The organism is Candidatus Aalborgicola defluviihabitans, assembly GCF_016705985.1.
GTDB lineage: Bacteria > Pseudomonadota > Gammaproteobacteria > Burkholderiales > Burkholderiaceae_C > Allorhodoferax > Allorhodoferax defluviihabitans.
Window position 1 is genome coordinate 81,239 of the sequence record NZ_JADJKN010000024.1, and the last position, 21,948, is coordinate 103,186.

Sequence of the window (21,948 nt, forward strand, 5' to 3'; positions counted from 1 at the left end):
CCGTAAGGTCCTACCATGTCCGTCGTCGATAAACTAAAAAATATTTTCTCCAAAAAGCCGTCTGAATCGGACCTGGATTCGCGGTTGAGTCTTGCTATGCCAGAGGATTCATCAGGCGTTGCCGGCGCCGAGACAGTTCAGGAGGACGAGGTGCCGGTCAATGCCCAGCGTGGCGCGCCCATGCGAGAGGCGGAATCTGGCGAGCCGATTGCTCAAGCGGCAGGCGATCTGGTATCGGTTCCTGGTTTGGGTACGCACTCGGTGGTGCAGCAGCAGCGAACGCTGTTTGGATTGTTGGGTGCTTCATTGCTGTTGCTGGTGGGTGTCGGTTTCTATGCCCTGAACCAATCGGACAAGGTGGCTCAGCAACTGGGTGCAACCGGTCAGGCCCTGATGCAATCTCAACGGTTGGCCAAATCGGTCTCTCAGGCCGTGGTGGGTAGTGCTCAGGCCTTTCCTGATGTGTCAGACAGCTCAGGCGTTCTCTCCAAGAACACGCGCGGCCTCCAAAGTGGTGACGATGAATTGCACTTAAAACCACTCGGTGAGGCGTATGTGCATGAGTTGGAAAAGATCATGCCTTTGGTGGATCGGGCCGAAAAGAGTGCCAAATCGGTGATGGGTCAGCAAAAAATCTTGACGCAAGTCGGTTCGGCGCTGCGTTTAATCAACCGCCAATCCTCGGATTTGCTGGAAATTGCCGAAGCGATTTTGGCAATGAAATTGCAACAGAACGCGCCTTCGGTCGAAATCTCCGCGGTGGGTCAACTTGTGATGTTGACCCAGCGTATCGGCAAGTCTTCCAACGAGTTCCTGACTGCGGAAGGCGTTAGTCCCGAAGCGGTGTTTCTGTTGGGTAAGGACTTGAATACCTTCAAGGAGATTTCCCAAGGGCTACTGTCGGGCAGTTCCGAGTTGCGCCTTGCGGCTTCCAAGGACGCCGCAACGCGTGAACAACTGGAAGCACTAATCAAAATGTACGAAGAGACGCGGATTCAGGCCAGCGCGATTTTGGGTAACTTGCAAGGTCTGGTATCTGCCCGTGAAGCGCAAGACGCCATCATTGCCGACAGCGAGCCTCTGCGCCGTAACCTGGAAGAAGTTCAGGCTGAGTTGCAGGCACAAACCGGTATCGGTGGTGGCGCACTGGCGCTGCTGATTCTGGCCGCTGTCTTTGCATTGAGCTGCGCGGGTGGTCTGTCGTATGTTCAGCTGCAGGATAGCCGTCGCCGCCAGGTCGTCGCAGAAGAGCAGCGAGTCGAAGCGGAACGCCAGGAGCACGAGGCCAAACGCGTCAACGACGCCAATCAAGCGGCCATTTTGCGGCTGATGAACGAATTGCAGACCGTGGCGGAAGGCGATTTGACCCAGGAAGCCACGGTGACCGAGGACATCACTGGTGCCATCGCCGACTCGGTGAACTATACGGTGGAAGAGTTGCGATCGCTGGTGGCCAACGTGCAGAACACTGCGTCACGGGTGGCGCAGACGACCTCGGATGTGGATGCTACATCCACCGAACTGTTGGCTGCCTCTAACGAGCAATTGCACGAGATTCGTGAAACAGGTCGTTCGGTCGTGGATATGGCGGGGCGCATCAACGAGGTGTCCACCCAGGCGCAGGAGTCCGCCACCGTAGCCCGCCAGTCGTTGCAGGCTGCTGAATCCGGTCTGAAAGCTGTGCAAGACGCCATTGGGGGTATGAACTCGATTCGCGACCAGATCCAGGAAACATCCAAACGCATCAAGCGACTCGGTGAATCATCTCAAGAAATTGGCGAGATCACCGAGCTGATTTCCGACATTACCGAACAGACGAACGTTTTGGCGTTGAACGCTGCTATTCAGGCGGCGTCTGCCGGTGAAGCAGGACGGGGCTTCTCGGTGGTTGCGGAAGAAGTGCAACGGCTGGCTGAACGTTCAGCGGATGCTACGCGCCAGATCTCGGCGCTGGTGAAGGCGATTCAGACCGACACCCAGGATGCGATCGGCGCTATGGAACGTTCCACGCAGGGTGTGGTGGCGGGTGCCAAGTTGTCCGACAACGCAGGTACTGCACTGACCGAAATTGACCGGGTTTCGCGGCAGGTGGCTGATCTGATTGAGCAGATTTCCAGCTCTGCCTCCCGCGAAGCCGGGTTGGCGAACGAAGTGGCCGAGAATATTCAGCACATTTTTGCCGTGACTGAGCAGACGGGTGAAGGTACTCGTGTTACAGCAACACAGGTGCGGGAATTGTCCCGTATGGCGGAAGAGCTACGCCAATCGGTGTCGCGTTTCAAAATTAGCTGATAGTCGCGCTGTACTTGCGCCCTCAGATTAGTGATTCCAGGAGAGCCCGAATCCATGTCTTCGAACTCTGCCGATTCCGGCGACAATGAACTGGCAGTCAGCGATCTAGGCCCTTTGGCTTGGGTTCTGGACGAGCTGCGAAAGTCCCTGGACGGCGCCACCAAGGCGTTGCGGCGGTTTGTGCGTGACGCGGAGTTGGCTCGTGGCTCAAATCTGGCCGAACTAGATGCCAGCCACTTGCGGATTGCACGCCAACAATTACACCAGGCTGTTGGCGCTCTGGAAATGGTCGGTTTGGGTGCGCCCGCCAAGATGTTGCGGGCAATGGAAACAGCGGCCCAACGATTTGTTCAGCGCCCCGAGCTGTGCAGTGAGGAAGCCGCCAACAAGGTCGAGCGCGCCAGCTTTGCTCTGACCGAATACCTCGAAGGTGTACTCAAAGGTAAGGCTGCATCATCTGTAGCCTTGTTCCCGCAATACCGTGCTGTTTTGGAGTTGTCGGGTGGTGAGCACGCGCATCCCGCAGACCTATGGGCCGTGGAATGGCGTTGGCTGGATGTACCTGCAGTACCTGTGGTCGACGCGCTGGGATATTCGCCGGGCCTTCGTGGTCACATGGATCAAGCAGTTCTCCAGGTCATGCGCAGTGGAGAATCCAAATCGGCCCGCCGTTTGGCCCAAGAGTGCGCTGGATTGGCCGCAGGCCAATCGATCCTTGAGCCTCGTGTTTTCTGGACCATCAGCGCCGCATTTTTCGAAGGCATCACGTTGGGTCTGTGCCCGGATGATGTCTATACCAAACGTGCAGCGTCACGCATTCTGCGGCAATACGCATCACTGGCCCGAGGAGATGCCAGTATTTCCGACCGTTTGGCCCATGAGTTGGTTTTCTTTTGCTCTTTGTGTATCCCAGCCTCGCAAGCTGGTGCCGAGGCGCTCAATGCAGTGCGAACAGTCTACGGCTTGGCACGGTACAAACCCGTCCAGTACGAAACGGAGCAGTTTGGACGCTTTGATCCCGCCTTGATGGTGCTGGCGCGCAAGCGCATTGCGGCTGCGGCTGAAACGTGGTCGGCATTGGCGGGTGGCGATACCAACCGGCTCAAGGTGGCTACCGAGCAGTTCGGCGCAGTTGCAGAGTCAGTGGTCAAGCTGCATCCTGAAAGTGGCGAACTAGGTCGTGCATTGATGCGCGCCATTGACGCTACGGTACGCACGGGCATTGCTCCGCCGGCACCTGTGGCCATGGAAGTCGCCACTTCCATTTTGTACCTCGAAGCAGCGTACGATGATCTGGATCCTACCGATTCCCATATGGCCGAACGCAGCGCCCGACTGGCGCAACGGCTGGAGCATGTCAGTAGCGGCGGGCAACCTGAGCCACTGGAATCCTGGATGGAGGAATTGTATCGGCGTGTGAGTGATCGGCAGACCATGGGTAGTGTGGTGGACGAACTGCGCACCACCTTGGGGGAAGTAGAGCGGTCACTCGACCAGTTTTTCCGAAATCCGCAGGACAAAGCACCTTTACGCGAGGTGCCCAGCCAGTTGGCGCAAATGCGCGGCGTATTCTCGGTGCTGGGTCTGGACCAACCCTCGCTGGCGGCCCTACGCATGCGGGCCAGTGTCGAACAGTTCCTGGTCGATGATATCGATGAAGGTGCCGTGCGGCGCGGCGTCTTTGAAAAGCTGGGTAACAGCCTGGGTGCCATGGGGTTCCTGATCGACATGCTGAGTTATCAGCGTGCCTTGGCCAAGAAATTGTTTATTTACGATGACGATGCGGGCGAGTTCAAGCCGCTGATGGGCCGCGAGCGCGCTACGGACGAGAAACTACCCGACGCGTTGGACGCTACCCAGACTTTTGTGATGGCTGCTACGTCGCAGCCGCAGGCGTCAGAAGCCGTCGTTCAAGTTGCGCCGGCAGTTGCCACTACGCCGTCGGTTGTGTCGAGTCCGGTCGCGCAGGAGTTGTCTGAAGACGAAGTCGAATTGATCGATATCTTTTTGGAAGAAGCCCGCGAAGTCGTACAGAACGGGCTTCTTGCGGCCAAAGCACTAGTCGAAGATCCGTCCAATCTGGCGGATCAAACCACATTGCGTCGTGCGTTTCACACGCTCAAGGGTAGTTCGCGCATGGTCGGCCTGAATGACTTTGGTGAATCTGCGTGGGCATACGAGCAGCTACTCAATAACTGGCTGGCTGAACAACGTCCGGCCAGCGATGAATTGATCCAGGCGTCCAGTACGGCCATGCACGCCTTCGGTCGTTGGGTCGATGATATTGCGGCGCATTCGCCTACGGTTTGGAATGTCCAGGATTTCCGCAAATCGGCCGACGCTTTGCGCCTGCGGGGTGAGTGGATCGCACTGGTCACGCCTGACGTAACGGAACCAGTTTCGTCCGTACCTGCGCCAGCCGGGGTGTCCGCTTTGGCACCTCAGGAACCTGCCGTCGTCATTGCACCAGAAGCATTGGAAGAGCTGACTGCAGAAGTTGCGCATGAACCCGCTGTGGCGGAACAACCCACCGTTGAATTCGCACCCATTCAGCCACGATTGGAAGAACACACGCGTCCAGATTTTGCCGCTACCCAAACGTTTGGTTTTGAGACCACGCAAGCGTTCGAGGTGGAAAATCAACGCAAGGCCGCCGCCGACTTTCAGGGGGCAACCGAGGTTACTGAAATTGACTTTGGTGACTTCGATTTTGGCGAGAAAGTTGTTGCAGACCAGTCTGATCTTCCCGCGATTGCATCGGTGCAGGGTCACTTTGCGCCGGATGTTGTCGCTGTTGAGATTGTCACAACCGAAGAAATGCCACTGGAGTCGCCGTCTGTCTCGTTCGAAGCGACAACGTTGGCACCTCTGCCCAGTTTAATGCCTGAGCCTGACACATCGGTAGCGGAATTCACCGATACCCCGGTGGAACAGCCGGTTGTAGTTCATGACCCCGAAGAGCAAGTCAAGGTCATTGGCAATTTGCGCCTGAGCATCCCTCTGTATAACGTGTATCTAAACGAGGCAGACGAGTGGTCGCGTCGTCTGCAGGTTGAATTGAGCGAGTGGGCACTTGAATTGTTGCCTCCATTGCCCGATTCGGTGGTGGCGCTGGCGCATTCCCTGTCTGGCAGCTCTGCCACTGTCGGATTCTCCGCGCTTTCCGAAATGGCACGACTGTTGGAGCATGCGTTACAGCACGTGCAATTGCACCGCCAAGGTACGACCGAGCAGGCGAAGGTGTTCTGTGATGCTGCAGAAGACATTCGTCGTCTGTTACACCAGTTTGCTGCCGGTTTCCTCAAGGAGTCCGATGGCGCCATCCGGCAAGCGCTGGAAGCCATTATCCAAACCGAGTTCCCCGCCCCCACGATCGACTCCATTGGCGATGTCTTGGACGACGATCTGATCGCTCCCGACGATGAAGAGTTGGTCATTCAGATGCCCGCTGAGGTGGCGCAGGTTGAAGCCCCTGTTTTGGCAACGGTCGAAGTTGAAGCGCCTGCGGCGTTGGTCATCAGTGCAGCACCCCTGACTGTGGCACAGGCGCACGATGACGATATCGATGCTGTCGACAACCTGGATGAAGACCTGTTTCCGATTTTCGAGGAAGAGGCCGTCGAACTTTTGCCGCAGTTGGGTTCAGCACTGCGCCAATGGGTGGGTCATCCCGACAACTTGGGTGCCCGCAACGAAGTATTGCGAGTGTTGCATACGCTCAAGGGCAGTGCCCGCCTGGCCGGTGCCATGCGATTGGGCGAAATGTCCCACCGTATGGAGTCCAGCATAGAACAGATTGGCACAGAGCACCTCCAGTCTGTCCAGTTAGAGCCTTTGTTGACCCGCTTTGACGGTCTGCAAGCCACCTTCAATGCGTTGGGGGCCGCACCCGTTGAGTTAGACGAACCCGTCCCCACAGTCGCCGCATTGACACCTGCGGGCGGAGACTCGGTCGTTACTGCCGTTCCCGGGGTAATACTGGCACCAGTCACTGTGCCGCTTAAGGCAATGCCACGCGGGGCCGCTACCATGCCCCAGCCACTGCGCCAGCTGGCCAGTCAGTCGGTTCGCGTGCGTTCGCAACTGCTAGACCGATTGGTCAATCAGGCTGGTGAGGTGATGATTTCCCGCGCCCGCATGGAAGCGCGCCTGACCCAATTGCGCTCGTCCCTGACAGACCTGAGTGGCAACCTGGACAGATTGCGCCACCAGTTGCGCGACGTCGAATTGCAGTCCGAATCGCAGATGCAGTCTCGACTGGCGCAGACCAAAGATTCCGCGCAAGCTTTCGATCCGCTGGAATTTGACCGATTCACCCGTGTGCAGGAGCTCACCCGCATGATGGCAGAGTCGGTACACGACGTGGCAACGGTGCAGCGCAATTTGCAGCGCTCCATTGAAGGAGCTGAAGACGATTTGATCGCCCAGGGGCGCCAGGCGCGTGAATTGCAGCGCGATCTGTTGCGCACACGCATGGTCGAGTTTGAAAGCATCTCTGAGCGTCTGTATGGCGTGGTGCGTCAGGCCTCCAAGGATGCGGGCAAGCAGGTCAAACTCGACATTTTGGGTGGATCGATTGAAATGGACCGTGGCGTTTTGGATCGCATGGCCCCTGCGTTTGAGCACTTGCTGCGCAATTCGGTTGCGCACGGTATTGAAAGTGCCACTCAGCGTACACAGGCAGGCAAGCCAGTCGCTGGCACCATCACCATCCAGGTCAACCAGGAAAGCAACGACGTGTCGGTCGCTTTCAGCGACGACGGTGGTGGTTTGCACCTTGAGAAGATTCGCGCCAGGGCTATTGCCAACGGTGTGGCTTCAGCTGACGATGCCATGAGCGAGGCGGATGCGGCGAATTTGATCTTTATGCCAGGCTTCTCCACTGCCGACCAGGTGACTGAGTTGTCGGGACGAGGGATTGGCATGGACGTGGTTCGCTCCGAAGTGAATTCGCTGGGTGGTCGTATCGAAACGGCCACGCACGAAGGTGCCGGAACCACCTTCAAGCTGGTGCTGCCGCTGACAACCGCGGTTACCCAGGTGGTAATGTTGCGGATTGGCGATTTCACCGTAGGTGTTCCGTCCGGGTTGGTGGAGACAGTGCTGCGCACGCCTCTGGCCACGATGGAGCAGGCCTATGCCCAAGATAGTTTTGAAATTGGCGGACAAACCATTCCGTTCTTCTGGGCTGGCGCATTGCTCCAGGTCTCAGCCCTCAGCAACGAAGTGCCGACCAAGACCCAATCGGTTGCAGTGTTCCGAAGTGCCGGCCAACGCCTGGCACTGCACGTGGATGAAATCCTGGGCAACCGAGAAGTGGTGGTGAAGAACCTGGGTCCACAATTGGCGCAATTGCCCGGTCTTGCCGGCGTGTCGGTGCTGGCTTCAGGTGCGGTGGCTCTTATCTACAACCCGGTCGCTCTGGCGGCGGTGTATGGTGAGCAAGCGCGAGCCTTGCATCGATCTGCAACCGTGGCTGCGCAGAGTGGCGCCGGGCAAGCGGATGCCAACCTATTGTCGAAAGTGTCCGCCGTCAATCAGGTTCCCCTGATTTTGGTAGTTGATGATTCGATCACGGTGCGCCGTGTTACCCAACGCTTGCTCAAGCGCGAGGGCTACCGTGTAACGCTGGCCTCTGACGGGCTGGATGCACTGGAAAAGCTGCAGGAAGAAAAGCCGACAGTCGTGTTGTCCGACATCGAAATGCCGCGCATGGACGGTTTCGACCTGGCCCGCAACATCCGTGCGGATGCCCAGTTGCGTGATCTACCCATCATCATGATTACTTCGCGCATTGCCGGCAAACACCGCGAGCATGCCAAGGAATTGGGCGTGGACCATTACCTGGGCAAGCCCTATTCCGAAGATGAGTTGCTGGGTCTGGTGCGCAGTTACTGCGCAGCAGCCGTCGAAGCCTAAAGCGTCTTGCGCACCACGGCGTAGCGCGCCAGAGTACGCGCCCTGGCCTGCGCATGATCCACAATAGGGAGCGGGTAGTTCTCGCCCAATTGGACGCCTGCGCTGGCCAGATCAGCCGGCCGTGCGAGCCACGGCGCGTGGATGTGCTTGGCACTCAAGCCAGCGAGCTGCGGAACATAGCGACGAATGAACTTTCCCTCAGCGTCAAACTTTTCACTCTGGGTAATGGGATTGAAGATGCGAAAGTACGGCTGTGCATCGCAACCACTGGAACTCACCCATTGCCAACCGCCATTGTTGGCTGCTAGATCGAAGTCGTTGAGCTGTTCCGCAAAATAGCGTTCGCCCCAGCGCCAGTCCAGCCCAAGGTGTTTAACCAAAAAGCTACCCACCACCATGCGCAGGCGGTTGTGCATGTAGCCGGTCTGGTTGAGTTGGGCCATGGCCGCATCCACCAGCGGGTAGCCGGTAAGGCCCTGGCACCAGGCAGTCAATAGGCTTTGGGCAAGGTCGCCCTCTTCCCAAACGATGCGATCGTACTCGGGCTTGAAAGCTGCGTTCGACACGTGGGGAAAGTTGGCCAGCACCTGAAAATAGAAATCCCGCCAGACCAGTTCAGCCAGCCATATGGAGGCGCCCACGCTACCGCTGAGCTTGCGTTGCAGTGCCAGTCCCACCAGTTGCCGGATCGACACCGTACCAAAGCGCAAGTGCACACTGAGGTAGCTGGGGCCTTTGACTGAGGGGTAGTTGCGCCGCTCGTCATAGTGGTCCATGCGTTCCCAGAAGTTGTCCACTAAGGCGTTGGCACCCACGGTGCCGGGCACGATGCCCAACGCACACAAATTGGTCGGTACAAAACCCAATGACTTGAGTTCCGGTACCGCCTTGGCGTGTGCAGCAGGGCGATCCGCAAGGGCACTGGCATGGGGTTCGCAGTCATAGTGCAGGGGGGCTTGGTCGCCCAGCCTGGATAGCCATGCGCGCAGATAGGGCGTGAAGACACCATAGGGCTTGCCCATTTGGGTCAGCACCTCGTGGCGCTCAAAAATGACATGGTCCTTGACGGTAATCAGGCGGATGCCGTAGGCCTGAAGCGCATCACGAACCATCGCGTCGCGCTCTATGGCCTGTGGTTCGTAATCGTGGGCCGCAAATACGGCGTCTGCGCCCAGTTCCACCGCCAGGGCGGGCAGCGCTGTGGTGGCAAACCCATGGCACACGATCAGTCCGGCCTGCGGTTTGCCGGCCAATTGGCGTAGCTGGACATCCAACGCAACCAGTGACTCACGGATGAATTCCACCCGGCGGTCGGCCCGGGGCAGCGAATCCAGAATGGCACGATCGAACACGAACGCGCAATGCACCTGCTTGCAGCACTGCAATGCTGCACAGAGGGCTGCGTTGTCGTGTGGCCGCAGGTCGCGGCGCAGCCAGACCAGCCCTGTATCAAATTCCTTGTGCATTGCAACCGTTAAAATCCGTTTATGTCCAGCGATTCTGCATCCATCAACCTCACGAATCATTTCCTGATCGCAATGCCCGGACTGGAAGATGCGATATTTTCCAAGAGTGTGGTGTATGTTTGTGAGCACACACCGCGTGGCGCATTGGGACTGGTGATCAACAAACCGGCCGACATCAAGATGGCCGCCCTGTTTGGCAAAGTGGATCTGCCTCTCAATCGCACGGATCTGACCGACAGTCCAGTGCTCCAAGGTGGGCCGGTGCAAATTGAACGCGGATTTGTGCTGCACGAACCGCTGCTCGCTGTTGCTGGCGATGCGCCGGAGCAAAGCCTTTACGCATCCACCATGGCCATTCCTGGTGGCTTGGAAATGACCACCTCCAAAGACGTGCTCGAAGCACTGTCTGCCGGAAATGGCCCACGGCGCGTTCTGGTCACGCTGGGCTATTCGGCCTGGGGCGAAGGCCAACTGGAAACCGAATTGGGAGAGAACAGCTGGCTCACGGTGGACGCCGACCAAAGCGTCATTTTTGATACCCCGGTGGAACAGCGCTACGACAAGGCCTTGTCGCTGCTGGGCCTGCAGTCGTGGATGATCTCAACCCAGGTGGGGCACGCATGAGCGTTGCACAGCCGCCCATCAATGAGCAGGCGGTGCCATCCCATTTAAATACCTTTCTGGCCATTGATTTTGGTCTCAAGCGCACCGGCATCGCGGTGGGCAACCGCATGATGCGCACCGCACAGGCGGTGGGTTCAGTGCACGCAGAAGGCGATGCACGTTTTGCCCAAATTGCCCTGCGTCTGAAAGTGTGGCAGCCCGACGCGATTGTGATTGGCGTGCCCTACCACCCGGATGGGGTGGCGCATGAGAACACGGCACGGGCCAAAAAGTTTGGCCGCCAACTTCATGGCCGTTTCGCTCTGCCGGTTTTTGAAGTGGACGAGCGCTACACCACCACCGAGGCATTGGCCAGTGGCGCAAAGGATGCCGATGCACAATCGGCCTGCATCATTCTGGAACAGTTTTTAAGGAGTTTGCTGTGAGCACTTTGGCTTTGGATGCGGAGGCGCTGTACCGCGAACTGTTGCGCGGAGTGCAATTGATGTGCCCAGCCACTACCCGCTTGGTCGGCATTACCTCGGGCGGCGCGTGGCTGGCCGAGCGCCTGCAAAAAGACCTCAACCTGCCCGGTGAGGCTGGCAAAATTTCTTCGGCCATGCACCGCGACGACTTTGCCCAGCGCGGCCTCTCCAGCGGTGGCCAGACGGTCTTGCCCTTTGATGTGAATGGCGCCGACATCCTGATTCTGGACGACGTGCTCTACACCGGACGCACGCTGCGCGCTGTACTCAACGAGCTGTTTGACTATGGCCGTCCGGCCAGTGTGAAGCTGGCCGTGCTGGTGGACCGGGGCGGCCGCGAGTTGCCGGTGCAGGCCGATTTTGCCGCCGCCCGAGTCACGCTGGCAGCGGATCAATCTCTGGCCTTGGCCCGCAGCGAGACCGGAGCCTTCAGCTTTGATGTGAAAGACGTCTGACATGCTCTACAAACGCAATCCCCAACTCAACCAGCATGGCGAGCTGGTGCACCTGCTGTCGGTCGAAGGCTTACCCAAGAGCATCCTGACCCATATTCTGGATACGGCGGCCAACTTTGTCTCGGTCAACGACCGCGAGGTCAAGAAGGTGCCTCTGCTGCGCGGCAAGAGCGTATTCAACCTGTTTTTTGAGAACAGCACCCGCACCCGCACCACGTTCGAAATTGCCGCCAAGCGGCTCTCGGCCGATGTCATCAACCTCGACATTGCCAAGTCCAGCGCCTCCAAGGGGGAGTCGCTCCTGGACACCATTGCCAACCTCTCGGCCATGGCGGCCGACATGTTTGTGGTGCGGCACAGCGAGTCCGGTGCGCCCTACCTGATCGCCCAGCACGTGGCGCCCCATGTGCACGTGATCAATGCCGGTGACGGTCGTCACTCCCACCCTACGCAGGGCTTGTTGGACATGTTCACCATCCGGCACTACAAGAAAAATTTTTCCAATCTCACGGTGGCCATCGTGGGCGACGTGCTGCATTCGCGCGTGGCGCGCTCGGACATCCATGCGCTCACCACCCTGGGCGCTGCCGAGGTGCGCGTGGTCGGCCCCAAGACCCTGGTGCCGTCCGACTTGGCGCCAATGGGCGTGCGCGTTTGCCACACCCTGGAAGAAGGTATTAAAGACTGCGACGTCATCATCATGCTGCGCCTGCAGAACGAGCGCATGAGCGGCGCGCTCTTACCCTCCATGCACGAATATTTCAAGTGCTTTGGCCTGACGCCCGAGAAGCTGCAGCTTGCCAAACCAGACGCCATCGTCATGCACCCCGGCCCGATCAACCGCGGCGTTGAGATCGACTCCGCCGTAGTGGACGGCAAACAGAGTGTGATCCTGCCGCAGGTAACCTTTGGCATCGCGGTGCGCATGGCGGTGATGAGCATCGTGGCGGGCAATGAAGCGGATCCCCGGAGCACCAAACTATGAAGATACTGATCCAAGGCGGCCGGGTCATCGATCCCGCCAGTGGTTACGATGAAAAAGCGGATGTAGCCCTCGTCGGATCTGCAGTAGTAGCTATTAAAAACATAGCGTCTGATTTTGTGCCAGACACCACCATCAACGCCAGCGGCTGCATCGTCATGCCGGGCTTGGTCGATCTGGCGGTGCGTCTGCGCGAGCCCGGCCAGGAGCATGCCGGCATGCTGGCCTCGGAAATGGCGGCGGCCGTAGCCGGTGGCGTCACCAGCGTGGTCTGCCCGCCTGATACCGAACCCGTGCTGGATGAGGCCGGTTTGGTAGAAATGCTGCGCTACCGTGCCGAACGGCTACACCAGGCGCGTGTATTTCCTCTGGGGGCGCTTACCCGCAATCTGCAGGGCGAAGTGCTGACCGAGATGCTGCACCTCACCCAGGCTGGCTGCATAGGCTTTAGCCAGGCCGAGGTGCCGCTGGCCAACACCCAGGTGATGCAGCGTGCGCTCCAATACGCCAGCACCTTTGGCTTTACCGTTTGGTTGCGCCCGCAGGAGCTGTACTTGGGCAAGGGCGTGGCGGCCAGTGGGCCGCTGGCCACACGCATGGGCCTCTCTGGCGTGCCGGTAGCGGCGGAGACCATTGCCCTGCACACTATTTTTGAGCTGGTGCGTTCCACCAGCGCGCGCGTGCACCTGTGCCGCCTCTCCAGCGCAGCGGGTGTCGCGCTGGTGCGCCAGGCCAAGGCCGAAGGGCTGCCCATCACCTGCGACGTCAGCATCAACTCCCTGAACCTCACCGATGTGGATATTGGCTACTTTGACAGCCGCATGCGCCTGAATCCGCCGCTACGCCAGCAGCGTGACCGCGACGCGCTGCGCGCTGGTCTGGCCGACGGCACCATTGACGCGCTGGTGTCCGACCACACCCCGGTGGACGAAGACGCCAAGGCCTTGCCGTTTGCAGAGGCTGAACCGGGCGCCACCGGGTTGGAGTTGCTGCTGAGCCTGACCCTCAAGTGGGCGCAAGACGCGGCCATTCCCCTGGGCCGGGCGCTGGCCACGGTGACCAGCCAGCCCGCTGCCGTGGTGGGTTCGGCATTTGGCCCCTTGGCGGCCAGTGTCGGGCGCCTGCAGGTCGGGGCTGAAGCCGACATTTGCGTGTTCGATCCCCAGGCTGCCTGGGTGGTGGAGCCATCGGCCCTGCGCAGCCAGGGCCAGCACACACCCTTTGGTGGCTACGAGTTGCCTGGGCGCGTGCGGGCTACGCTGGTGGGCGGACATCTTGCCTACGGCGGCTGATGCAGGAGCGGGCCGGGCGCCGTTGACGGGCGGAGCGATGGTGTGATGCGCCTGCGCGCGTGCTGGCGGCTGTTGCGAGTGGTCTGGCACATCCTGGTGGGCTTGGGCACCATCGTGCTGGTTTTTCCGCGCCTCTCTCCTGACAAACGCCATGCACGAATTCAGGCGTGGGCCCTCGAAATGCTTGCCTGCATAGCTATCACATTGGTAGTAAAAGGTAGCCCACCGGCCATTGGCCCGATGCTGCTGGCGGCCAATCACATCTCGTGGCTGGATATTGTGGTGGTCCACGCGGCCCGCCACTGCCGCTTTGTGTCCAAAGACGAAGTGGGTCGCTGGCCGCTGGTGGCGACGCTGGCCAATGCGGCGGGCACGCTCTACATCACCCGCGAGTCCCGGCGCGATGCCATGCGGTTGGTGCACCAAATGGCCCACTGTCTGCGCGACGGCGATGTGCTGGGCATCTTTCCGGAAGGCACTACGGGCGACGGCAGCACCCTGTTGCCCTTTCACGGCAACCTGTTGCAAGCGGCCATCTTGGCCGATGCACCGGTGCAACCCGTGGCGCTGCAGTTTGTGGATGGGTCTAGCGGTGCCATCAGCTTTGCGCCCTGCTATGTGGGCGACGATACCTTGCTGCAGTCACTCTGGCGCACCTTGTGCGCGGACAACGTGCAGGCGGTTGTGCAGTTCGGTACACCGGAGTTGGCCCAGGGCCGCGACCGCCGCGCTTGGGCAAGCGATCTGCGCACCACCATTACTAATTTGCGCAGTTAGCCTTCGCGCTTGAACGTGACCACGTGGTCCACCTGGAGGCGGATGCCAATCCATTCGCCAATGTGGTGGTCGTGGTGGCTGGGTACATGGGCTTGCACGATCTGGCCGCCAGCCAGGCGCAGGGTGTACAGAAATTCCGAGCCGCGAAACGCCTTGCGCACAATCTCGGCTTTGACTAGGGCATCGTCATCGTGCACGATATCGTCGGCGCGCAGCAGCACATCACACAAACCTGATTCGTAGGCTGAGGGCAGGGGGCATTCGGCGACGTTGCCAAGCTCGCCCAAGGCGGTGCGCACCACGGTTTGTCCATCCACGCTCACCAGCGTGGCCGGGGCGAACACGCCGTGACCGATGAAGCCCGCCACAAAGCGCGTGGCTGGGCGGTGGTAGAGCGAATAGGCGTCGTCCCACTGGTGCAGTTGGCCCTCGTGCATTACTCCAATCATGTCGCCAATGGCAAAGGCTTCGAGCTGGTCATGGGTCACAAACAGGGCCGTCGCCCCAGCCGCCTTGAGGATACCGCGCACCTCGTGCGCCAGGCGCTCACGCAGGTCCACATCCAGATTGGAAAACGGCTCGTCCAGCAGCAGCAGCTGCGGCCGTGGTGCCAGGGCACGCGCCAGCGCCACACGCTGTTGCTGGCCACCCGACAACTCGTGCGGGTGACGCTTTTGGGAGTCTGACAGGCCCACCCAATTCAACACCTCGGCAACGCGGGCTGCGCGCTCGGCGGCGGGCCAATCGTGGATGCCAAAGGCCACGTTGCGGCCCACGTCCAGATGGGGAAACAGCGCGTAGTCCTGAAACACCATGCCGATGCGCCGCTTTTCTGCTGCCACGTGGGTGCTTGCGCTGCTGACCACGTGCACGCCCAGCGCAATCGTTCCCCCGCTGGCGGTCTCCAGGCCGGCTACCGCGCGCAGCAGAGTGGTCTTGCCACAGCCGGAAGGGCCAATCAGCACACCGATGTCGCCGGCACGCAGGCCAAAGGACACCCCATCGACGGCGGCCTGCGCGCGACCCGTGTAGTGCACTTGCAGTTGGGAGACTTCCAGAAACATAGGCGGATTTTAGATGATTACAATTCTCATTTAGAACGAGCCACTGGTTCCATGCCCTCCTTAAAGTTGTCTTTTCCCTTTGTGTCGCGCTGGATGCTGCTGTTGTTCGTGGGTGTGCTCATGGCACCGGTCCTGTCGGTGGTGAGTGCCTGGCTTCCGATGGGTGAAGGTGCGGACGCGGCCATGGCCATCCTGCGGGAAATGGCATCCACTGTGCTGCCGGACTACGTGGGCACCACGTTGCTGCTGTGTGGGCTGGTGACGCTGGGCGTGGCATTGGTTGGGCTGTCCACTGCCGTGGCGGTCACCCTGTTCGAGTTTCCTGGGCGTCGCTTTTGGGAATGGGCGCTGCTGCTGCCTCTGGCCATGCCGGCCTATGTGGTGGCCTACGCCTATACCGATTTTTTGCAATTCAGTGGTCCGCTGCAGACCGGGCTGCGCAGTGTCTTCGGTTTGCAAGGCCGCGTATTTCCTGAAATTCGCAATGTACTGGGTGCCGCGTGGGTTTTTACTTTTACCCTCTACCCCTATGTCTATCTGCTGGCCCGCACTGCGTTGGGCGAGCGCACCGTGCACCTGATGGAAGCCGCCCGCTTGATGGGGGCACCATTGCGCCGGCGCTTGCGCGAAGTGGCTTTGCCGCTGGCGCGCCCGGCCGTAGCCGCTGGGGTGGCATTGGCACTGATGGAAACATTGGCCGACTTTGGCGTGTCCAGCTACTTTGGCATCCAGACCTTTACCGCAGGCATCTACAAAGCCTGGTTGTCCATGGACAACCGCATTGCTGCAGCCCAGTTGGCAACCCTGCTGCTGATTTTGGTGGCGCTGCTGCTGGGGTTGGAACGCCGGGCGCAGCGGCGCATGCGCTTTGCCGTGACCAAAGGCGCGCGCGCTGGTTCGGCCGATGCCCAGGCCGTGCGTCTGCAGGGCCACCGTGTGGTGGCGGTTTGGCTGTTGTGCCTGCTTCCCGTGGTGATGGGCTTTGTGGCGCCAGTGTTGTTCATGCTCAAGCCACTGATGGCGGAGTGGACGCAGCAGCCCTGGCCCCGGTTTATTGAATGGACGCTCAACAGCGTGCGCCTGGGCGCCATCACCGCAGCATTGGCGGTGGGAGTGGCGTTGTTGCTGGCCTTCAGTGCGCGGCGCAGCGCGCATTGGACGACGCGCGTTGCAACCCAGCTGGCGGGCCTGGGCTATGCCGTGCCCGGTGCTGTGGTGGTGGTGGGCCTGTTGCTGCCGGTGGGTTGGCTGCAGAGTTGGGCGCCTGATTGGCAACTGGGCTACTGGGTCACCGCCACGGTGATTGGCATTGTCTGGGCCTATCTGGTGCGTTTTTGCGCCGTGGCTCTGCAATCGCTGCAAAGCGGTTACGCGCGCCTGCCGCTGAGCCTGGACGATTCTGCCCGGATGCTGGGCGCCTCAGGCGCCCAAACGCTGGCACGGGTGCACTGGCCGTTGCTGCGCCGCTCGGTTGCTGCTGCTGCCTTACTGGTGTTTGTGGATGTGATGAAAGAATTGCCCGCCACCCTGGTGCTGCGCCCGTTCAACAGCGATACCCTGGCCGTGGTGGCGTACCAGCTGGCGCGCGATGAGCGACTGGGCGAGGCCGCATTGCCGTGTCTGGCGTTGGTGCTGGTCGGGTTGATTCCGGTCATCCTGCTCAACCGCACTTTGCGCACTTCTGCCCGCTAGTGCCATTGGGGCGCTGGTCGCCCTTGAACTGCTTCAATTTTTGCCCGGCAATTGTTGATGTATCTCAACAAATGCAAACTTACCAAAGATCAGGGATTACCCTCTGCTGCATTGCAGCGTACATTTTTGCCATGGACTCAATTGAGCCCTTTTTTCGGTAACTCAAGTCAAGAAGGACACATCCCATGGCAGCAGTAGCAGAGGAAATGGAAATCAAGAAAACCCCGTTCGTCATCGAATGGCGGGACGGTTTCAAGATCGGCGTGGCACAGGTAGACCAGGAGCATCGCCACCTATTTACCTTGGTGCGGGCGCTCAACCTGGCCAGTGTGGACCAGACGGTGGAAGAGCTGCTGGATTACGTGGTCACCCACTTTTCCAACGAGCAGGACATGATGGAAAAGAGTGGTTACCCTGCTTTTGAACAGCACCTTAAGCTGCACGAAGAGTTTGCCGGACAGGTAGCCGACTTTTTGGGTAGCGGCTCCGACTGGACGGAAGACCGCGTACAGGAGTTGCGCCGATTCCTGAACAAGTGGCTGATCGGCCACATCATGACCCACGACCTGCGTTTTGGTAAATGGCATGCCAGCCATGCGGCGCAGAATGCAGCTGCTTTGCGTGTTGCGGCACAGCCTAGCGGCTTCTTTGCCCGCCTGTTTGGCAGCAAAAAACAGTCCGGTCAGGGCATCACTTCGACGTATTCGTAAACCGCGCAGTCCATGATCTGCTTGCGCACCGGCAGCGTGGCCTGCTCAAACCAGGCCTGCGGGTTGCGTTTGTCGATTTCCTGACCCATGAAGCGGATCAGGTCGCAAATGGGTTCCACCACGTTGGCGCGGTAGCGCAGGTCGTTCTTCACATAGCCCAGGTACATGTTCTTCATGCAGTTGCCCCGGCACCAGGCGTAGGCCTCGCAGCTATGGCAGGGCATGGCTGGGTCTTGCTGTAACGGGCTCTTTTGCAGCCAATTGGTTTTGACGTCGCCCATCTTCATGGCCGGGGCGTACATCATGTCCGGGCAAGGGTAAATCTCGCCGTTGGGCATCACGTTGAGCAGGTGGGTGGAGACGCGGCATTGCGTGGCCCCGGCATACAGCTCTTGTGCCCGGGTGGGGAACAGCTTGTTGCGAACCATGCCCATCAGCGGAATCAGCGGGTAGAGCACATCGGTGCGGGAGAAGAATTTGTCGATCAGTTGCACCAGCACCGCTTTGCGCTTGTCCACCGAGTCGCCCGCGTACATTTCGTCGGCGACAAACTGCCAGTACAGGTAGTCAAACGGCGTGCCCTCAGACACCAGTTCGTCCAGCTCTTCAAAACAGGTGTCGGGGTTGCCCCACGTGACGCGGGCGGTGATGGAGCCGCCAATGTGTTCACGCACCTCGGTCAGGTTTTTGATCACCTGGCGGTAAATGCCCTTGCCCCGGTAGCCGTCGGTGGTGGCTTGTCCACCATCAATCGAGGCCAGCACGTTGGACAGGCGGTTCAGCGCCCATTCGGGCAGGTGGTCGATCAGCGTGGCGTTGGTCTGCAACTGAAAGCGGAATTTGGGAAAACGCTGCATTACCTCCAGCATCAGCGGCTTGTTGAGCGTAGGCTCGCCGCCGTAGAAGGTGACGTACACCTCTTTGCCCTGCAGGTGCTTGTCCACAAATGCGACCAACTGCTCAATGTCGTATTCCACGTGCACCTGCGAGCCCAGCACGTCGCCCACACCCAGTGAGCAGTAACTGCACTTCAGGTTGCATTTGAGGGTGGTGAGCAGTTGCAGCTCAACCCGACCGCCCACGATGGGATTGGGGTGCGATTCAGGAATCGTTTGGCCGGCTTTGGCGGGCAAAAAGTGGATGGGAGTTTCGGTGTGCATGGTGTGGCGGTCAAAAGGCGTTGGGCGCCGATGGTAAGCGCTGGATGCCGTAATCCGCAGTTCAAATGCCTGTTTCTGCACATTGTTTGACCCAGTCGGGGTTGTGCCGGGCATGGGTGGGTCGCGGTGGCCGGAAACTTATAAGCTTTTCCGACCTCTAGCCCTCGTGGAATAGGGCGATTTCGCTATTGTTTTTGTAGTGTGCCATTTGCTGGCAAAACCTGCTGTTCTGCCCGGCATGCCGCAGGGCGGGGAGGGGTGGTCCCGCTGCCCGGAATCGAACCAGGATCTAGCACTTAGGAGGCACTCGTTCTATCCATTGAACTACAGCGAGACTGGCTGCATTGTAAGGGCCACCGCCTCAATCGTAGGGCAGCGTAAAGATCAGGTCGATGGCGCTTTGCTCGCCCGTCTGGGCGCGGACCGTGACGCGGCGCGACAGGTCATAAAAGATATAAAGCGTGCCCAGGATGCCGCTCAGGCTGCGTTCGTAGGCCACGTAAAAATCACGCGACAGGCGCTTGCCCAGCACCACTGTGGTGGCGTCGGCGCTGGTGGCGCCGCCGCGTACGGACAGTTCATCCAGCCCGATGGCGTCCCCCAGACTTCCCGTTGGGGTCTTGCCATTGCCCCGCAGCAGTGCCAGTGCGGCCTGTTGCAGCATGGCCGTCTCTGCTCCGCCGTTCGCGGCGGCGCGTCCCAGAATCAGCCACGAAAGTTTTTCGGCATCGGGCAAGTCGGGCTCGGCATAGAGCCGGGCCACAGGCGAGCGTGCCGTTCCCCTGATCTGAACCCCGACGCGTTGCTGCAGGTTGGGACGAATCGCCAGGATGTCGAGATACGGGTTGTTGTAGGGGCCGGCAAACCGGAGCACGCCTTGTTCAATGCTGAGCAGCTGGCCATAGGCCCGGTACGTGCCACCCACCGTGGCCAGCTCGCCGGTGAGACGGGGCGTGAGGTCGACTCCGGCACTGCGCAATTCCAGGTTGCCAGCCAGCCGGGTGACAAGTCCGCTACCGCGCACCAAAAAGTTGGGCCCCAGGTCCAGGGTGATGGCCACATCGGGTAACACGCGTGGGCTCTTGGTTGCTGGGGTTGTGGCGGTTGTTTTGGCCACTGTCGCAGGTGCCTGTGGGTCGGCGGGTGCCCGCACCACCACATCGTCGCCCAACCGGGGCGCGGTGTCTTCCGGCAGGATAAAGAGAGCCTGGTCGGCCTTGAGGTTGCCGCGAATGGCCAGTTTGGTGTCATTCAGGCGCGCGGTCAGCGTGCCTGATACCACCAGGTTGCGGTCGGCCCGGGCGCTGACGCGCAGAGCCAGGGCGGTGGCATCCAGCTCCATGCGCACGTGCTGTAACGCACTGGCGCTGGCTGCAGTATCGCCGCCAGTGGAAGGTACCCATACGACCGAGCCCTTGACGCGGAGCAGGCCTCCGTTGGCGCCGCCCGCACCGAGCAGGGTGAAGTCGTCAATGTCCAGGCGCTGCCCGTCTAGCGTGGCGCGCAGTGACCCTTGGCTGAAATCCAGTCCATCCACCACTGAGCGCACGGCCAGATCCTGCGCCACCAGGTTGCCGCGCCATTGGGGTGCATTGCGGGTGCCCGACAGCACGGCGTCGGCGTCGAGTGAGCCGCGCAGTCGCCAACCCGGCGGGGCGAGCAGAGACCAGATTCCCACGGGAGGCAACTGCGCCTTGATGGTGGCACCCACGGCTGCGTCTGCGGGCCAGTTCCAGGAGCTGTCCTGGCGCTGCAGGCGGGTGTTGAAATCTGCCTGGGCCTTGCCGGCCCGTTCGCTGTCCCAGCGCAGGCTGGCGGTTAGCTGGTCGCCCTCGGCGGTGACCACCAGACGTGCCTCGCGCACCCCTGCGGCTAAGCTGCTGGCACCCGCTTCGGTCTGCAACAACAAGTCGCCGCTGGTGCGTTCCAGCGTGGCGTGCAGGCGCAAGGTTTCGGCGCTGGTGGCGTCCCATGCTCCACCAAACAACACGTCGCCACGCAAGCCCAGGTTGGCCATCTGGGTTTGACCGAGTAGATCCAGCCAGGCCAGCGGCAGGTCCGCAACGCGGCCCTGCGTGCGCCATTCGGTGCGCGCGCCAAGGCGTCCACTGGCCGTTTGCTGGGACCAGCGGGCGGGTTGCCAGCTTACCAAGGCAGAGCCCGGCACCGGCCCGCTCAAGCGAGCAGAGCCTGCCGACGTCTGCAGTGTGTGGGTTGTGCCGATTTGCTTGCTGTTGAACGTGACAGGGTCGCTTAACTGCAGGGTCCAGGTGCCAGGCTTCATGCGGTCCTGCGCTGTCAATTGGGCGGTATCCAGCAACGCTTGCCAGGCGCCTTCGCCCAGGCGCCCTCCGTGGGCCTGCGCCTGCAGGTTGAAGCGCTGGGTGCCAGTTTCTGCCTGGCCCCGGGTGGTCAGACTCAGCGAACGCAGGGTGCCCGATGCGTCCACCTGCCAGTCGCGTAGTTGAAGGGCTTGGGGAGCGGACTGGCCGGCGGTGCGCAGTTCGAGCTTGGGCACGCGTAGGCCAGCCTGAATGCGCAGCGCTTCGCCCTGGTTCTGCCAGCCGCCTTGCCAGTGGCCCGTGAATGCCGCGTTGCCCTGAACGGACGTTTGGCCCAGTGTGGTGGGTGCACCCGGCAGGCGGGCGATCCAGCGCGAGGCGAGTGCCGCGTCGGTTACGGTCAGGCGCACATCGCCCTCGCCTCGGTTGCTGGCCAGGTGCCCTGCCAGGGTTGACTGGGCGCCGGGCACAAGCAGCGTGAGTTGGCCTTCCATCGCCTGGGTGACCGTGTGAAAAGTCAGCTGACCTTGCAGTTGTGCGTCATCGGTCTGTACGTTCAGTTTTGCCAGTTTTAGCAGTGGCGCTTCCCATAGGCCTTGTGCGTGAACCGTCTTCAGCCGCAGGCCGTTGAACGTGCGCTGTCCGCCTGGGGTGCCCGCCGTGTTGGTATTGGCTTTGCCTTTGGCGGCTTGCAGGGTTGCTTCGAAAGCGATGCCCGACGGCACCTCCTGCGCGGTCAACTGGCCGTCCAACACGGCTTCGCCCAACC

Annotated in this window: 14 protein-coding genes and 1 tRNA gene; 10 read left to right on the forward strand and 5 right to left on the reverse strand. The window is 60.5% G+C overall.

The window, feature by feature from the left end:
* The first annotated feature begins 15 nt into the window (after positions 1-15).
* Complete coding sequence (locus IPI80_RS19165; protein WP_413862700.1) at positions 16-2,292, forward strand: methyl-accepting chemotaxis protein; 2,277 nt, start codon at positions 16-18, stop codon at positions 2,290-2,292.
* Positions 2,293-2,346: 54 nt separating this feature from the next.
* The gene (locus IPI80_RS19170; protein WP_413862701.1) at positions 2,347-8,211 is read left to right on the forward strand and encodes an Hpt domain-containing protein; all 5,865 of its coding nucleotides are present in this window, start codon (positions 2,347-2,349) and stop codon (positions 8,209-8,211) included.
* Here IPI80_RS19170 and IPI80_RS19175 read toward each other — a convergent pair.
* Positions 8,208-9,677, reverse strand: coding sequence for a cryptochrome/photolyase family protein (locus IPI80_RS19175; protein ID WP_413862702.1), 1,470 nt, complete (start codon positions 9,675-9,677; stop codon positions 8,208-8,210). The genes IPI80_RS19170 and IPI80_RS19175 overlap by 4 nt on opposite strands.
* Positions 9,678-9,698: 21 nt before the next feature.
* On the opposite strand from IPI80_RS19175, the gene IPI80_RS19180 reads away from it, so the two are divergent.
* Genes IPI80_RS19180 through IPI80_RS19205 form a run of 6 tightly spaced genes read left to right on the forward strand, consistent with a single transcriptional unit; the run spans position 9,699 to position 14,271 of the window.
* The gene (locus IPI80_RS19180) at positions 9,699-10,301 is read left to right on the forward strand and encodes a YqgE/AlgH family protein (RefSeq protein ID WP_413862703.1); all 603 of its coding nucleotides are present in this window, start codon (positions 9,699-9,701) and stop codon (positions 10,299-10,301) included.
* A complete protein-coding gene (ruvX, locus tag IPI80_RS19185; RefSeq protein WP_413862704.1) occupies positions 10,298-10,726 on the forward strand; it encodes a Holliday junction resolvase RuvX in 429 nt (142 codons plus the stop codon). The genes IPI80_RS19180 and ruvX overlap by 4 nt, the downstream gene beginning before the upstream one ends.
* Positions 10,723-11,220, forward strand: coding sequence for a bifunctional pyr operon transcriptional regulator/uracil phosphoribosyltransferase PyrR (gene pyrR, locus IPI80_RS19190; protein WP_413862705.1), 498 nt, complete (start codon positions 10,723-10,725; stop codon positions 11,218-11,220). Before ruvX ends, pyrR begins: the two co-directional genes overlap by 4 nt.
* Before the next feature lies 1 nt (position 11,221).
* Positions 11,222-12,205: an aspartate carbamoyltransferase catalytic subunit gene (locus IPI80_RS19195; RefSeq protein WP_413862706.1), complete on the forward strand. Its 984-nt coding sequence runs from the start codon at positions 11,222-11,224 to the stop codon at positions 12,203-12,205.
* Complete coding sequence (locus IPI80_RS19200) at positions 12,202-13,494, forward strand: dihydroorotase (RefSeq protein ID WP_413862707.1); 1,293 nt, start codon at positions 12,202-12,204, stop codon at positions 13,492-13,494. Before IPI80_RS19195 ends, IPI80_RS19200 begins: the two co-directional genes overlap by 4 nt.
* Positions 13,495-13,536: 42 nt before the next feature.
* On the forward strand, positions 13,537-14,271 hold the full coding sequence (locus tag IPI80_RS19205; protein ID WP_413862708.1) for a lysophospholipid acyltransferase family protein: 735 nt from the start codon (positions 13,537-13,539) through the stop codon (positions 14,269-14,271).
* On the opposite strand, the gene IPI80_RS19210 is transcribed toward IPI80_RS19205, so the two are convergent.
* Positions 14,268-15,335: an ABC transporter ATP-binding protein gene (locus IPI80_RS19210; RefSeq protein WP_413862709.1), complete on the reverse strand. Its 1,068-nt coding sequence runs from the start codon at positions 15,333-15,335 to the stop codon at positions 14,268-14,270. The two genes, IPI80_RS19205 and IPI80_RS19210, sit on opposite strands and share 4 nt — an antisense overlap.
* 93 nt (positions 15,336-15,428) lie before the next feature.
* Here IPI80_RS19210 and IPI80_RS19215 point away from each other — a divergent pair, with 93 nt between their 5' ends.
* Both IPI80_RS19215 and IPI80_RS19220 read left to right on the forward strand, forming a co-directional pair.
* Positions 15,429-17,027: an ABC transporter permease gene (locus IPI80_RS19215; protein WP_413863551.1), complete on the forward strand. Its 1,599-nt coding sequence runs from the start codon at positions 15,429-15,431 to the stop codon at positions 17,025-17,027.
* 185 nt (positions 17,028-17,212) lie between these two features.
* Complete coding sequence (locus IPI80_RS19220) at positions 17,213-17,737, forward strand: bacteriohemerythrin (protein ID WP_413862710.1); 525 nt, start codon at positions 17,213-17,215, stop codon at positions 17,735-17,737.
* Here the strand turns inward: IPI80_RS19220 and IPI80_RS19225 are convergent.
* The 3 genes from IPI80_RS19225 to IPI80_RS19235 form a co-directional block, all read right to left on the reverse strand.
* Entirely contained in the window at positions 17,710-18,897 is a 1,188-nt protein-coding gene (locus tag IPI80_RS19225; protein ID WP_413862711.1) for a radical SAM protein, read from the reverse strand. The genes IPI80_RS19220 and IPI80_RS19225 overlap by 28 nt on opposite strands.
* A 259-nt stretch (positions 18,898-19,156) precedes the next feature.
* Positions 19,157-19,231 (reverse strand) — tRNA-Arg (locus IPI80_RS19230).
* Positions 19,232-19,258: 27 nt separating this feature from the next.
* Positions 19,259-21,673, reverse strand: coding sequence for a translocation/assembly module TamB domain-containing protein (locus tag IPI80_RS19235; protein WP_413863553.1), 2,415 nt, complete (start codon positions 21,671-21,673; stop codon positions 19,259-19,261).
* Between the last annotated feature and the right edge of the window lie 275 nt (positions 21,674-21,948).